Annotated in this window: 14 protein-coding genes; 12 read left to right on the top strand and 2 right to left on the bottom strand. The window is 60.7% G+C overall.

The features are described 5' to 3' along the window. Positions 1–58 precede the first annotated feature (58 nt). A complete protein-coding gene (locus tag D8M36_RS00805) occupies positions 59–346 on the bottom strand; it encodes a DUF5703 family protein (protein ID WP_126845956.1) in 288 nt (95 codons plus the stop codon). A 112-nt stretch (positions 347–458) separates the two neighbouring features. On the opposite strand from D8M36_RS00805, the gene D8M36_RS00810 reads away from it, so the two are divergent. Both D8M36_RS00810 and D8M36_RS00815 read left to right on the top strand, forming a co-directional pair. Then, on the top strand, positions 459–758 hold the full coding sequence (locus D8M36_RS00810; RefSeq protein WP_126845957.1) for a DNA primase: 300 nt from the start codon (positions 459–461) through the stop codon (positions 756–758). Positions 759–903: 145 nt separating this feature from the next. Next, entirely contained in the window at positions 904–1,776 is an 873-nt protein-coding gene (locus D8M36_RS00815) for an undecaprenyl-diphosphate phosphatase (protein WP_074296785.1), read from the top strand. 37 nt (positions 1,777–1,813) lie between these two features. Here D8M36_RS00815 and D8M36_RS00820 read toward each other — a convergent pair whose 3' ends face one another. After that, the gene (locus tag D8M36_RS00820; RefSeq protein ID WP_238638356.1) at positions 1,814–2,656 is read right to left on the bottom strand and encodes a proteasome assembly chaperone family protein; all 843 of its coding nucleotides are present in this window, start codon (positions 2,654–2,656) and stop codon (positions 1,814–1,816) included. 89 nt (positions 2,657–2,745) lie between these two features. On the opposite strand from D8M36_RS00820, the gene D8M36_RS00825 reads away from it, so the two are divergent. From D8M36_RS00825 to D8M36_RS00870, 10 genes are all read left to right on the top strand, one after another. Then, complete coding sequence (locus D8M36_RS00825; RefSeq protein ID WP_126845961.1) at positions 2,746–3,837, top strand: M50 family metallopeptidase; 1,092 nt, start codon at positions 2,746–2,748, stop codon at positions 3,835–3,837. 30 nt (positions 3,838–3,867) lie between these two features. After that, positions 3,868–4,905, top strand: a complete 1,038-nt coding sequence (locus tag D8M36_RS00830; RefSeq protein ID WP_074296782.1) for a tRNA (adenine-N1)-methyltransferase — start codon at positions 3,868–3,870, stop codon at positions 4,903–4,905. After that, the gene (gene arc / locus D8M36_RS00835; RefSeq protein WP_126845963.1) at positions 4,902–6,455 is read left to right on the top strand and encodes a proteasome ATPase; all 1,554 of its coding nucleotides are present in this window, start codon (positions 4,902–4,904) and stop codon (positions 6,453–6,455) included. Before D8M36_RS00830 ends, arc begins: the two co-directional genes overlap by 4 nt. Further along, positions 6,452–8,128: a depupylase/deamidase Dop gene (dop, locus tag D8M36_RS00840; RefSeq protein ID WP_126845965.1), complete on the top strand. Its 1,677-nt coding sequence runs from the start codon at positions 6,452–6,454 to the stop codon at positions 8,126–8,128. Before arc ends, dop begins: the two co-directional genes overlap by 4 nt. Positions 8,129–8,191: 63 nt before the next feature. After that, positions 8,192–8,383 carry a ubiquitin-like protein Pup gene (locus tag D8M36_RS00845; protein WP_065247797.1) on the top strand — a complete coding sequence of 64 codons (192 nt, stop codon included), beginning with the start codon at positions 8,192–8,194 and terminating at the stop codon, positions 8,381–8,383. Further along, positions 8,380–9,138: a proteasome subunit beta gene (prcB, locus tag D8M36_RS00850; RefSeq protein WP_126845967.1), complete on the top strand. Its 759-nt coding sequence runs from the start codon at positions 8,380–8,382 to the stop codon at positions 9,136–9,138. Before D8M36_RS00845 ends, prcB begins: the two co-directional genes overlap by 4 nt. Continuing rightward, positions 9,135–9,818, top strand: coding sequence for a proteasome subunit alpha (gene prcA, locus D8M36_RS00855; RefSeq protein ID WP_126845969.1), 684 nt, complete (start codon positions 9,135–9,137; stop codon positions 9,816–9,818). The genes prcB and prcA overlap by 4 nt, the downstream gene beginning before the upstream one ends. Further along, positions 9,815–11,203 (top strand): Pup--protein ligase, encoded by a 1,389-nt coding sequence (pafA, locus tag D8M36_RS00860; protein WP_126845971.1) that lies wholly within the window; start codon positions 9,815–9,817, stop codon positions 11,201–11,203. Before prcA ends, pafA begins: the two co-directional genes overlap by 4 nt. Continuing rightward, complete coding sequence (locus D8M36_RS10185) at positions 11,200–12,186, top strand: FKBP-type peptidyl-prolyl cis-trans isomerase (protein ID WP_126845973.1); 987 nt, start codon at positions 11,200–11,202, stop codon at positions 12,184–12,186. The genes pafA and D8M36_RS10185 overlap by 4 nt, the downstream gene beginning before the upstream one ends. 30 nt (positions 12,187–12,216) lie before the next feature. After that, a complete protein-coding gene (locus D8M36_RS00870) occupies positions 12,217–12,591 on the top strand; it encodes an FKBP-type peptidyl-prolyl cis-trans isomerase (RefSeq protein WP_126845975.1) in 375 nt (124 codons plus the stop codon). Positions 12,592–12,683: the final 92 nt, after the last annotated feature.

Genomic DNA, 12,683 nt, shown 5'->3' on the forward strand with positions numbered 1-12,683 from the left:
CACAGTCCATCACATCGGTGGTGAACCCGGGCCTTAAACGGCATGGTGTGGAGAACTTTTAAGGTGTACTCACACGCATGATTCGTCGGCGCAACCACACCTTCTTACCGCCGCCGATGAATTTTTGTGTGCGGGCAAGTTCCCAGCGCCCATACTCCGCCTCATCGGTGAGCGCCTGACGCGCCAGACCGATCGACGTGCCCTTCGGAATTGTCAGCACCTGAAACTCGTAATCACGCACGGAGCGCCCCCGGGTCACGGGAGCATCGCTAAGGTTCGAGGGCGTCGAGACCTTCCACTTCGGAGGAAGTACGGAGGTGCGCGAACGATCCGGAATGTTCGTCATGAGAGCTCCTTTCTCAGGGCGAGTCTGCCACCTTGTGCGAGCCTCGGAAAATTGGTGACGAAATCCGGGCAATCGGCTACCGCTCACTTCTTTTTCGGGGTATTTTCGTTCCATGAACACGAAAGATCCTCGCGCCGCACTGACCGCACTGATTGCCGCCCTTGAGCGCCACTACGATGTCATCGCCGCCACCAATGGCGAGGATGAAGATCAACTCGACGTGGCGACCGAACGCCTCTCGATGGCCTTCGAAATTTACGACGACGCACTCTTCGACTCGTACAGCGTCGCGACCCCGTTCATCATTTTCGACGACGAGGACGATGACTACGACGACGATGATGACTTCGACGACTTTGACGACCTCGACCTGGATGAGGACGACTACGACGATGAGGATGACGAGGACTGAGCCCATGAGGCGCATCCCGTAACCGATCACACACCGCGCGGTGCCTTCCAAGTGGGGAGGCACCGCGTAGTGTCGCTTCGTGGCGCCAATGTCGCGCGCCGCGCATTGAATCGCCGGGCGTGCATGTTCTTAAGGAGTCGTTGAGTTGAGTTTTCTCGATGCGGTTATTTTGGGCATAGTCCAGGCACTCACCGAGTTTCTTCCCGTATCTTCAAGCGCACACGTGCGCGTCGTGGGTGAACTGCTGAATCCTGGGAAGGATCCGGGCGCGGCCTTCACGGCGATCATGCAGCTCGGTACGGAACTAGCCGTACTCCTCTACTTTTTCAAAGATATCGTTCACATCATCGCCCAGTGGGCGAAATCCCTCGTGGGCAAGGTTCCTCATTCGGACCCGGATGCACGCATGGGCTGGTTCGTGATCCTCGGCTCGATCCCTATCGGCATCCTCGGGCTGCTGTTTGAAAACCAGATCGATCACGCGCTGAGGAACCTCTACATCACGGCGGCGATGCTTATTCTTTTTGCCGTGTTTCTTGCGTATGCGGACGCGCGTGGTGCTCAGGAAAAGAGTCTTGACGAACTCACCCTCAAAGACGCGATTTTCTACGGCCTCGCGCAAGCCCTGGCACTCATCCCGGGCGTGAGTCGTTCGGGCGGGACCATCACGATGGGTCTCATCCTCGGCTATAGCCGCAAAGCGGCAGCGCGATACGCGTTTCTTCTGGCGATTCCCGCCGTCTTTGCGTCGGGCCTCTACAAGGCTTACAAGGAAGTTCCCGCGCTCTTGACCCCCGAAGGGCGTGCTGCAGCGGCCGTAGCGGGGGAGCCCAGCCTCACGGCGATCATTGTGGCAACCCTCGTTGCTTTCGTGCTTGGGTACGCCGTGATCGTGTGGTTCATGCGCCTTATCGAAACCCACTCGTACGCGGTGTTCGTGTGGTATCGCTTGATCGCAGGCACGGTGCTCCTACTGCTGCTTCTCTTCGGAGTCGTCTCTCCGATCGGCGGCGCATAGAATCCCGCACTGCGCATCCGGCAAGACGAAGCTGAACCTAGCACTCCTTGCCATCTTCGCGGCTGCGGAGGAACTGCTCGAATTCCGAAGCGATTCGTTCGCCTGACGCCTCGGGAAGCTCAGTAGCATCACGCAAGCTTTCGAGCTGTTCAATGTAGTGCTTGATGTCTTCTTCCTCGTTGGCCATGGCGTCCATGCCGCGCTCCCACGCTCGAACGTCCTCATCCAGCTCCCCGAGAGGGATCTGCATGTCTAGTTCGCGCCCCAAAGTTGTGAGGAGGTACCACGCAGCTTTGGGCACGGGGTTTTGGCCAACGTAGTTCGGTACCTGTACCCATACGGCTAGGGTGCCGACGCCTGCTTCGACCGCAATGTCGTTGAGGATCGTGGGGATCCCTATCGGACCTTCGTAGTCGTTGGCATCAGCAACTTGTGGCGTGTGAGAGCTCCACGTGACCGTTGTGGGAAGCGGCCTTGTGTGGGGCGTATCGGCGAGGAGAGCCCCCAGGGTGACGAGGAGCGTGCAGCCTTCGATGTCAATGCGGTCGAGGATCTCTTCGCAGTACCCCGTCCAGTTGAACGAGGGCTCTGGACCGGTGATGAGGAGAATGCGGGTGCCCTGATGCGGAAGCAACGGAATGATTTGCGTGTGTGGCCACGTGACTCGACGCTGGCCTTCGCTGTCTCGCGCGATGAGGGGCCGGTTGATCTGGAAGTCCACGTAGCCGTTGGCGTCGATGGTGTGGGTGGGGGCGTTCTCGTCGACACCGATCGTGTTCATGAGGTGGGAGAGAGCCTCGCTACTGGCGGTCCCCGCATCGTTCCATCCGCCGAACGCGGCGATGGCAATGGTACGGATTACCTCGTCGTTCGCGGGCATTTCGGCCACCTTTCCTCCTTCATCAAGCACTGTTACGGCGCGTCGTGCAAGTATAGAACTCGATACTGCAGGCTCGAAAAGAGGTGCGTGTGCAAGAGACGTCAGAACGGTCGATGCCGAAGATCTCGATGGGGATCGGAAGCCTTCTCTTTACCCTATTGCTCGCGGTCATGGTGGAACCGCGATTCGCTCAGGTTCTGCCGCAGGGATATGCGATCGGGGCAGCCGCGATTGTGGCCGTGGTGTTCCTGCTTTCGGTTGCTCTTCACGAGGTCGCCCATGCGCTGGTTGCGCACGCCTTCGGTGCGCGAGTGTGCGAGATCGCGCTCACGGTCTATGGCGGGCACACCACCTATGAAGGGCCGCGCCTCAAGCCCGTGCGTTCCATGCTTATTTCGCTCGCGGGCCCCGGAACAAACGCGATCCTCGCCCTTGTTCTCAGTGCTTTCTCTCGGAGCCTGACCCCGGCTTTCATGAATAGCGGCTCCGCGGCGCTACTAATGGTCGCGATCGCATGCCAGTTTTTGGCCACCCTGAATTGGGCCCTCGCGATCTTCAATGTCATGCCGGGGCTTCCCATGGATGGCGGCCGCGCTTTCGAGGCGCTTCTTCGCGCATCAGGGGTCAATTCCGCACGCGCGACCATCATCACGGGGTGGACCGGTCGTGTGATTGCCGTCGCTGTCGTTGCTGTTCCGCTCTTGCTTGCTCTCCTGAACGGCACGTATCCCTCGCCCATTTGGATCGTGTGGAGCGTTCTGATCGCGCTTTCGCTTTTTCAAGGGGCGTCGCAGGCAATTGCCCACGCGCGGCTTCTTGAGGAGGCGGATATGCTTCACACTTCACACGTTTCACGGGAGGTCAGGAGACTGTCGAATGCGGCGACCGTTGGACGCGAACGCGCGTACGTTGAGCGGGGCGGCCTGTACGTCGATAGTGACAACGTAGTGCTTGCACCGGGTGCCGAGGTCGAGCAAGCCCCCGATGACTACCCGGTCCACGCGGTTCTCACGCCGCTCGTGAAAGCGAGTGTTCTTGAAGGGCGCCCCGAAGGCAGCGATCTGCTCGCGGCCATGCAAGCCGACGAAGCGCCCGCTTACCTCGTGCGTAACGACGCCGGTCTGGTCGAGAGCGTGATTTTTGCTGAGGACGTTGCTCGAGCGTTGAACGCTCGCGGGTGACGGACGGTAAATCCACGTAGACTCACGAGTATGACTTTGCCCGATTCCAACGAAAAATCCGTGACCGCGCGCCTTGACCGCACCGGGCCCTTTGTCGTGGGAGATAAGGTCCAGCTAGCCGATCACAAGAATCGCCTAAACACGATCACCCTTAAAGAGGGCGGGGTGCACCACTCGCACCGCGGGTACGTTCGCCACGATGATCTCATCGGGAAGCCCGACGGCACGGTCGTCGAGAACAGCGCGGGGGTTGCCTTTCAAGCCCTTCGGCCTCTCTACAACGACTACATGATGGCGATGCCGCGTGGTGCCGCGATTATCTACCCCAAAGATTCGGCGCAGATCCTCATGTACGGGGATATTTTTCCGGGGGCCCGCGTGCTCGAAGCGGGCGTGGGTTCGGGCGGTCTCACGATCGCGCTCTTGCGCGCGCTTGGTTCCGACGGCTCCTTGCGTTCCATCGAACGCCGCGAGGACTTTGCTGAGGTCGCGAAAGCCAACGTCGAGAATTTCTTCGGGGAGCTTCCCTCGTGGTGGGATCTGAGCGTCGGCGATTTCCAGGACGGAGCGCACGCACTCGCCGATGCCGGCGGGCGCGTTGATCGGGTTGTTCTCGATATGCTCGCCCCTTGGGAGTGTGTGCAAAGCGCGGGCGAGGTGCTTGAAGACGGGGGAGTCTTCCTTGCGTATGTCGCGACGGTGACGCAGCTGTCGAGAACGGTGGAGGCTCTTCGAGATCACGGTGAGTTCACGGAGCCGTACGCGTGGGAGACGATGATGCGCCCGTGGCATCTCGACGGACTTGCGGTGCGTCCGGAGCATCGTATGAATGCCCATACGGGGTTTTTGCTGACGTCGCGGCGTACCGCTCGCGGATCGAAGGCGCTCCTTCGCAAGCAACGCCCCGCGCCCGGATCGCGCGACGAGGCCGAGCTCAACGATCCCGCGAATGAGGGCTTTGGTGGCACGAACAATACATGGACCGGTGAGGATTTCCACGAGCGCAACGTTGCGCCGCGCAAAACGAAACGTGCCCTCCGCGACATTAGACAAGGGAGGACCAGGTGAAGACTTATCAGGAGCTGAACGAGGAGCTCTCAAAGCTCGCTCGCAGTAACGATCAACTCGTCACATCACTGGCGAAGGCGCGTGAACAAATCGTGCAGTTGCGCAGTGATCTCGAGTCTCTTGCAGACCCGCCGTCGTCGTTTGGCGCCGTTGTCGAGCGTGTGGGGGAGAACCAGATCGATATCCTTCACAACGGTCGCAAACTCCGCGTGCTCGTGGCACCCGAGGTAGACGTGGATGCCCTCATGAAAGGCCAGGAGGTGCGGCTCAATGAGAACCTCATCGCCGTGGAAGCTCTTGCCCACGAGACGACGGGCTTCGTTGCGACCGCTGTCGAGCAGCTCGAGGATGCGCGCGTGCTCGTCCAGGTGCACGCGGATGAGCAGCGGGTGATGAACGTCGTGCCCGCGCTTCGCGAAAGCCGTATCAATCGCGGGGATCACCTCATGGTCGATCCCAAGGCTGCGCTCGTGCTAGAGGTGCTCGAGCGCAAGGAAGTCGCGGACCTCATTCTCGAGCATATTCCCGACGTTTCCTACAGTGATATCGGCGGTCTCGGTGATCAGATCGAGGCGATTCGAGATGCCATCGAAATGCCGTTTCTCCACCAGGACCTTTTTCGCGAGTACGGCCTGCGGCCGCCGAAGGGGGTTCTCCTTTACGGTCCTCCCGGCTGTGGCAAGACCATGATCGCGAAAGCTGTGGCCCATGAACTTGCGCTCAAGGCTGCCCGGCAGCGCGGTCAGGACCCGAGCGAAGTCGTGAGCCGGTCGTGGTTCCTCAACGTCAAAGGCCCTGAGATTCTGAACAAATACGTGGGGGAGACCGAGCGCTCAATTCGCCTCGTGTTCGAGCGGGCCCGGGAAAAGGCTAGTTCGGGCAACCCCGTCGTGGTGTTCTTTGACGAAATGGACTCGCTTTTCCGTACGAGGGGTTCCGGTGTGAGTTCGGATGTCGAGTCGACCGTCGTACCGCAGCTTCTCGCAGAAATCGACGGCGTGGAGAGTCTTGAGAACGTCATCGTGATCGGGGCGTCGAATCGCGAGGACATGATCGATCCGGCCATTGTGCGGCCCGGAAGGCTTGACGTGAAGATCCGCATCGAGCGTCCAGGGCCGAAGGCCGGCGCGGAAATCCTGCGGCTTTACCTTACGGATGATGTCCCGCTCGCCGAGGACCTCGATGCTCTCGTGAACTTCGCGATCGAACGCGTCTATGCGCGTGAGGAGGAGATGGCGTACGTCGATCTCGAGTATGCCGACGGCACGACCGAGGTGCTGTACTTTGCGGAGTTCATGTCGGGTGCAATGCTGCGCAACATTGTGGATCGCGCCAAGAAACTTGCGATCAAGGCCGAGCTCTCTGATGGTGAACGCGGCATTACCCGCGCCCACCTCCTCGAGGCGATCCACACCGAGTTCAAGGAGAACGAGGATCTCCCGTCGACCGCAAACCCCGACGACTGGGCGCGCGTTGCCGGTCGTCGAGGCCAAAGGATTACGCGCATGACTCCGCGCCGAGCCGGCGCCACCGGTGGTGGTGCGCAGTGACCTCGAAGCTTTCACCGCTCACCACGCGTCGAGCGATGGGAATCGAGACCGAGTTCGGAATTGTCCATACCTCGGCGAGCGACCGCGAGCGCTCCGGTGCGAACGCATCGATCCGTCTCTCGCACTACGCCGTGGCCGCGTACGCACTGCTCGAAGATTCGAATAAGCGTCGCGTGCGCTGGGATTACGGCGATGAAACACCCCTGCGCGATGCACGTGGTTTTGAGCTGCAGCGGGCTGCTGCCCATCCCACGCAGCTCACGAACGAAACGCACGACGCTCATGTGCCGAGCGTTGATGCGGAGTTCGAAATTGCCGTCGGTGACGACATCCCCCTCGAACTCGACGACGCCGCGACTCTTCACTTTGCGGAGCGACGCGCGATCGGCAACGCGGTTCTGCAAAACGGCGCTCGACTCTATGTCGACCACGCCCACCCCGAGTACTCCTCACCCGAAGTCATGACGGCCCGCGAAGGACTCCTATGGGATAAGGCCGGTGAAGAGATCGCCCGCCGCGCGATGGCACGCGTGGAGGGGGCCGACGGCATTTCGCCGCTCGCGCTTTTCAAAAACAACACCGATGGCAAAGGCCAAAGCTACGGAACCCATGAGAATTACCTCGTAGAGCGCTCAGTTCCGTTTGATCGTCTTTGCGAAATCCTTATCCCGTTCTTCGCAACTCGGCAGATTCTCGTGGGCGCGGGCCGCGTGGGAATCGGTACCCGGGGCGAAGTCTCCGGCTTTCAGATCAGCTCTCGTGCGGATTTCTTCGAGAACGAGGTGGGCCTTGAGACAACCCTCAACCGGCCGATCGTTAATTCGCGCGATGAGTCGCATGCCGACGCCTCGCGGTTTCGCCGCCTCCACGTCATTATCGGCGACGCCAACGTTTTTGAAACCTCGACGTTCCTCAAGCTCGCGATGACTTCGCTCGTGCTGAATCTCGCTGAGCGCGAGCACGCGACGGGTGAGGTCTTGCTGCCCAACATCACTCTCGTGGATCCAGTCTCGGCCGTGCACGAAATCTCGCATGACCTGAGCCTTTCGAAAGCCTATGAAACCACGGACGGCGGTCAAGCGTCGGCCTTGGACATTCAACGTGCATATGTGAATGCCGTCAACAAAGCTCTCGAAGGTGAACAGCCGGATGCCGAAACGCGCGAAGCCGTGGCGCTGTGGTCCGAACTCCTCGACACTCTGGAGCGTGACCCGCTGGATGCCGCCGACAGGATCGAATGGGTGGGCAAGTATGCACTGGTGAACGCGTTTAAAGAGCGGCACTCACTCACGTGGTCGGATCCGCGCCTTACCGCCCTCGATCTTCAGTTCACCGATCTGCGAGCGGAAAAATCGATATATGAGAAACTCGCGCGGTCCGGGCGTGCCAGGCGCCTCGTGAGTGACGAGGAGATCGCACACGCGGTCACGCACCCACCCGAATCAACCAGGGCCTACCTGCGCGGCGCACTTGTGACGCACCACCGCGAGGATCTTGACTCGGCCGGCTGGGATGTCGTGACGGTCCGCACCAAAGGTGCTGCCATGCGCGTGAGGCTTGCCGACCCGGCGCTCGCGTCACAAGAGTGGTGCGAGGAGTACGAGATTGATCCGAGCGGCGACCTCGAGGCGATCCTCGAGAGGTTCCGTCAGGTTGCCGAGCACTCTCGATGAAGCTGTTCCGCGTTTCGCAAGGCGTGTAGCGTGGAAAACGATGTTTAGAAAGGACGAAACCGCATGACCCAGTCGCATATTCACGGCTCCGGCGGGGGCGATGATCACCAGGATGAACCGCTCGCCGCGCAGGGCTCTGGTCAGATTCAGGCATCGATTGCTTCGAGCGACGATCTGCTCGACGAAATTGACCTCGTACTCGAATCAAACGCCGAGAGCTTCGTGAAGTCGTTCGTGCAAAAGGGCGGTCAGTGACTGAGCTCAATGACCCCCTTACCTCACTTTCGGCGCACCTGAAAGCCGAGGGACTGCTCGCACCGGAACTTACGGCTAGGGGCGACATGGCGGTGAGCACGCCCGAAGCGACAACAATCGTCGCCCTTACGCATTCGCAGGGCGCCGCCGTTACGCTTGCCGCCGATCGACGTGCGAGCGCGGGGCACCGTATCGTCAAGGACGATATGACGAAGCTGTTCCTTGCCGATCGCTTTTCGGCAGTGGGCATTGCGGGAGCAGCAGGTCTCGGCATTGAGTTCGCCCGGCTCTTTGCACTCGAACTCGAGCACGTAGAGAAGATCGAGGGGCGAACCCTCAGCCACGAAGGCAAGGTTCGCAGGTTAAGCCTGCTCGTGCGTGCTCATCTCCAGCTCGCCATGCAGGGACTTGCCGCAGTTCCACTGCTCGCGGGTTTTGATACACGCACCGGCACCGCCCGACTCCATACCTTCGACGCGACGGGTGGCGCCTACGAAGAACGCTTGTGCGCCGCGATCGGATCGGGAAGCGATATTGCGCGCGCTGTACTCGACTCACAGCGCTCCCGAGCAGAAACGACACAGGAGGACGCACACACACTCGTGCTCGAGGCACTCGCCGCGGCCTCTCGCCGGGATTCAGCAACGTCCGGTCTTCGTGGCGAAGCTCTTCCGGTTCTCGTCGACATAGACATCTCCGGTGCGCGATTCGTGAGTGCCGATCGGGTAAGGCACAGTGCGGAGGCTCTCGCATGACCATGCCGTTTTATATCGATCCCGAGCAGCTCACAAAAGACCGGGCAGATTTCTCTCGGCGGGGCGTGTCGCGCGGACTTCCCGTGATTGCCGCAAGCAGCGCCGAGGGGATCGTGATCATCGCGCTCAATTCCTCGACCTCGCTCATGAAGATTGGGGAGGTGCACGACCGGATCGCTTTCGCTGGAGCGGGGAAGTTCCATGAGTACGAGGCGCTCAGACTTGCAGCGGTGCGCTGGGCGGATACGAGGGCTTACCAATACTCGCGCCGCGATGTCTCGGCTTCCTCGCTCGCTAATGCTCTCGCGCATGCGATCGGGGAGGCGTTTGTGTCTGCACCGAAACCACTTGAGATCGCCCTTCTTCTCCCCGAGGTGGGGGAGCACGTGGGCGATGACCGGATTTTTTCGCTGAGCTTCGACGGTTCCCTGAGCGATCACGGTACTTTTGCGGCTATCGGCGGAGTTCCAGAGGGGCTCGCGTCTCGTGCGCTCGGCGCGGATCTCGACAAACGAGGCGCCGATGAGGTCATCGATTTTTGCATCGACGAACTTTCGCACACCCACGCGCATGCCGGCACTCATGCCGAGATTGGTGTCCTCCGGCGTGGCGTTGCACTGCGCGCCTTTGAAAGGCATACCCCTCGAGACATGGGCGGTAAAGAAAGGATAAAGTTGTGAAACGGCGTGTAGGCGGCCTGGAAACGGAGTTTGGCCTCCTTGCTGTCTCGAAAGACGGCCGGCAGGCTCTCGAGCCCGAAGCGGCGGCACGTGAGCTGTTCCGCCCCGTTGTGGCGTGGGGCCGATCGTCGAACGTTTTCCTCACGAATGCGGGCAGGCTCTATCTCGACGTGGGGTCCCACCCCGAGTATGCGACGGCCGAATGCGATGATCCGTGGGAGATCGTTGCGCAAGAGCGAGCAGGGGAGCGGGAACTCCACGCGCTCGTGCAAGAAGCGAACGCTCGGCTTAGTTCCGACGGTTCTGATGCCCGCATCCATCTTTTTAAGAACAATGCGGATTCGCAGGGAAACTCTTTCGGGAGCCACGAAAACTATCTGGTCGAGAGGCGTGGCGAGTTTACGCGCCTTCCCTCACTCCTTTTGCCGTTTCTCATCACACGCCAAATCGTGACCGGTGCGGGCGGTGTTCTCGAAGGCGAAGGCGGGCCGGTATTCGGATTCTCGCTCAGGGCGGATCACATGTGGGAAACCGTTTCTTCTGCAACGACTCGGGCACGCCCGATTATTAATACGCGCGATGAACCTCATGGCGACCCTTCGCGCTTTAGGCGCCTGCACGTGATCTCGGGGGATTCGACCATGAGCGAGGTCTCCACGTGGCTCCGGTTTGCGATGACCTTCGCAGTTTTGCGCTTTATCGAGGACGGCCATGCCTTCCCCGACTTCGAGCTTGCGGATCCGATCAGCGATATTCGTCGCATTGCACGTGACCTCACGGCAAGCGAGCCGTTGCAGCTGAAGAACGGCGGTGTGAGTACGGCGCTTTCTATTCAACGTGCGTACTTTTCAGCGCTCGCGCGCACCTACGACGACCTCGACGAACGCATGATGGACACCTGGGATCGTGGACTTCGCGCCCTCGAGACCGGCGATTTCTCCCTCGTCAATCGTGAGCTTGATTGGGCAATTAAGCACGATCTCTTCACGACGGTTGCTCGCAGGCGAGGTCTTGCCCTCGATGCGCCTGAGATTCAGCGTCTCGAACTCGCCTATCACGACATTGACCCAGAACACGGCGTTTTCTACGCGCTCAAGAGGCGCGGGCTTGCCCCGAGCGTGGTCAGCGAGGAACGCGTGGAGAAAGCGTGTCATACCGGTCCTTCTACAACGCGCGCGCACTTGCGCTCCAAAGTTCTCAAGGCCGCACGGGACAGGGGTGTGGATATCGCCGTGGATTGGACGACGGTTCGCCCGAATGCTCCCGGAGCGCTCCCGATCACACTGCTCGATCCGTTTGAGACCGAAAACCCACAAATCGAGGCTCTCCTCGTTACGCTTGATGAGAATTCATCGGCACCTGCCGAGTTGAAAGGACTCCAGTGATTAACCGCCGCTCGCTGCTCGCCGCAGCCGCATCTACCTCCGCTCTCATCACTCTCGGGGCCTGCTCTGGTTCCTCGTCGCGAGAGGTCAACGGGGCCGCGCAGGCCTCGGATTCTGGCGGGAAAGCCGCCTCCGATGGCGGCGGCGACAAGCGCGATGAGGCACACGTGCTCGACGGTGTCAAAGTCACGAGCGGATTTGGTGAAGATCCTGCCCTCGAGTTTGATGCTCCCCTCGAGTTTTCTGAGTTTCACTCCGCCGTTGTCAGCGAAGGTGACGGTGCCGCGATCGTTGAGGGCGATTTCATCGTGACGCGTTCTGCCTACTTTGACCCCGAGAGCGGAGACCTGCTCGCCTCGCAGTGGGAAGAAGGATCGTACTCGCCGTTCAAGGTGGATACTAAGTCGGTGGGGGATACTGCGACTGAATTCTTCACGGGCCTCAAAGAGCATGCCCGCTTCCTCATGGCTGGTGTTGCAGGCACCCAAAAGCAGAAGGTGCTTCAGGTGGGAGATGTCGTGGGGGTGGCACTCAAGCGTGCCGATGGGGCGCGCAAGGATCTCCCCCCGGAAGTCCCCGCCTATACGCTTGCGGAAGATGGCGCCCCTGAGCTTGGCGGCAAACCCGAGGGCGCTGCCCCTGCCTCGATGCTCATCGCACCTGCGATCGAGGGGGCCGGCCCGGCCGCAAAGAAGGGGGATACTCTCGTGATGCACTACCGAGGCTGGGATTGGGAGACTGGCGAGGAGTTTGACTCGTCATGGGGCCGCGGTGCACCGTTCTCCTTCAGGCTCGGCGAAGGTCAGGTCATCAAGGGCTGGGATGAAGGCCTCGTCGGCGCGAAGCAGGGAAGCCAGGTCGCTCTCATTCTCCCGCCCGCCTCTGCTTACGGTGACGCGGGTGAAGGCAACCAACATCCACTCGCCGGCAAGACCTTGTTCTTCGTCGCCGACGTCCTTTATGTCGCTTCACCCGAAGCCTAAAACGTCATCCGCACTACCGAGGAGATCATCATGGAAAAGCCCGTTGTGAGTGTCGAGGGGTGCTCGGCACCCGAGGAGCTCGTCATCATCGATGAGACGGTTGGCGATGGCCCCGAAGCCCAAGCCGGTGATGTTGTTGATGTGCACTACGTTGGTGTGGGCCTGAGCGATGGCAAGCAATTCGATGCCTCATGGGATCGCGGCGAGCCGTTGAGCTTTAAGCTCGGTGTCGGGCAAGTCATCCCGGGTTGGGATCGCGGTGTACAGGGGATGCGCGTTGGAGGTCGCCGACGTCTCGAAATCCCGTCGTCGCTCGCCTACGGCCCCCGTGGAATTCCGGGCGTGATCAAGGGCGGCGAAACCCTCATCTTCGTGTGTGACCTTGTTGGGGTGAGGGGACGCTGACATCTGAGCCACCAGCGCTCTTTGAACCTTCGCCGCGTGTCCGTGAGCCTGAGCGCGGCGAGGGGCGGCCGTTCGACACGACTTCGGGCTTC

This window comes from Dermabacter sp. HSID17554, assembly GCF_003989295.1.
Classification (GTDB): Bacteria; Actinomycetota; Actinomycetes; order Actinomycetales; family Dermabacteraceae; genus Dermabacter; species Dermabacter vaginalis.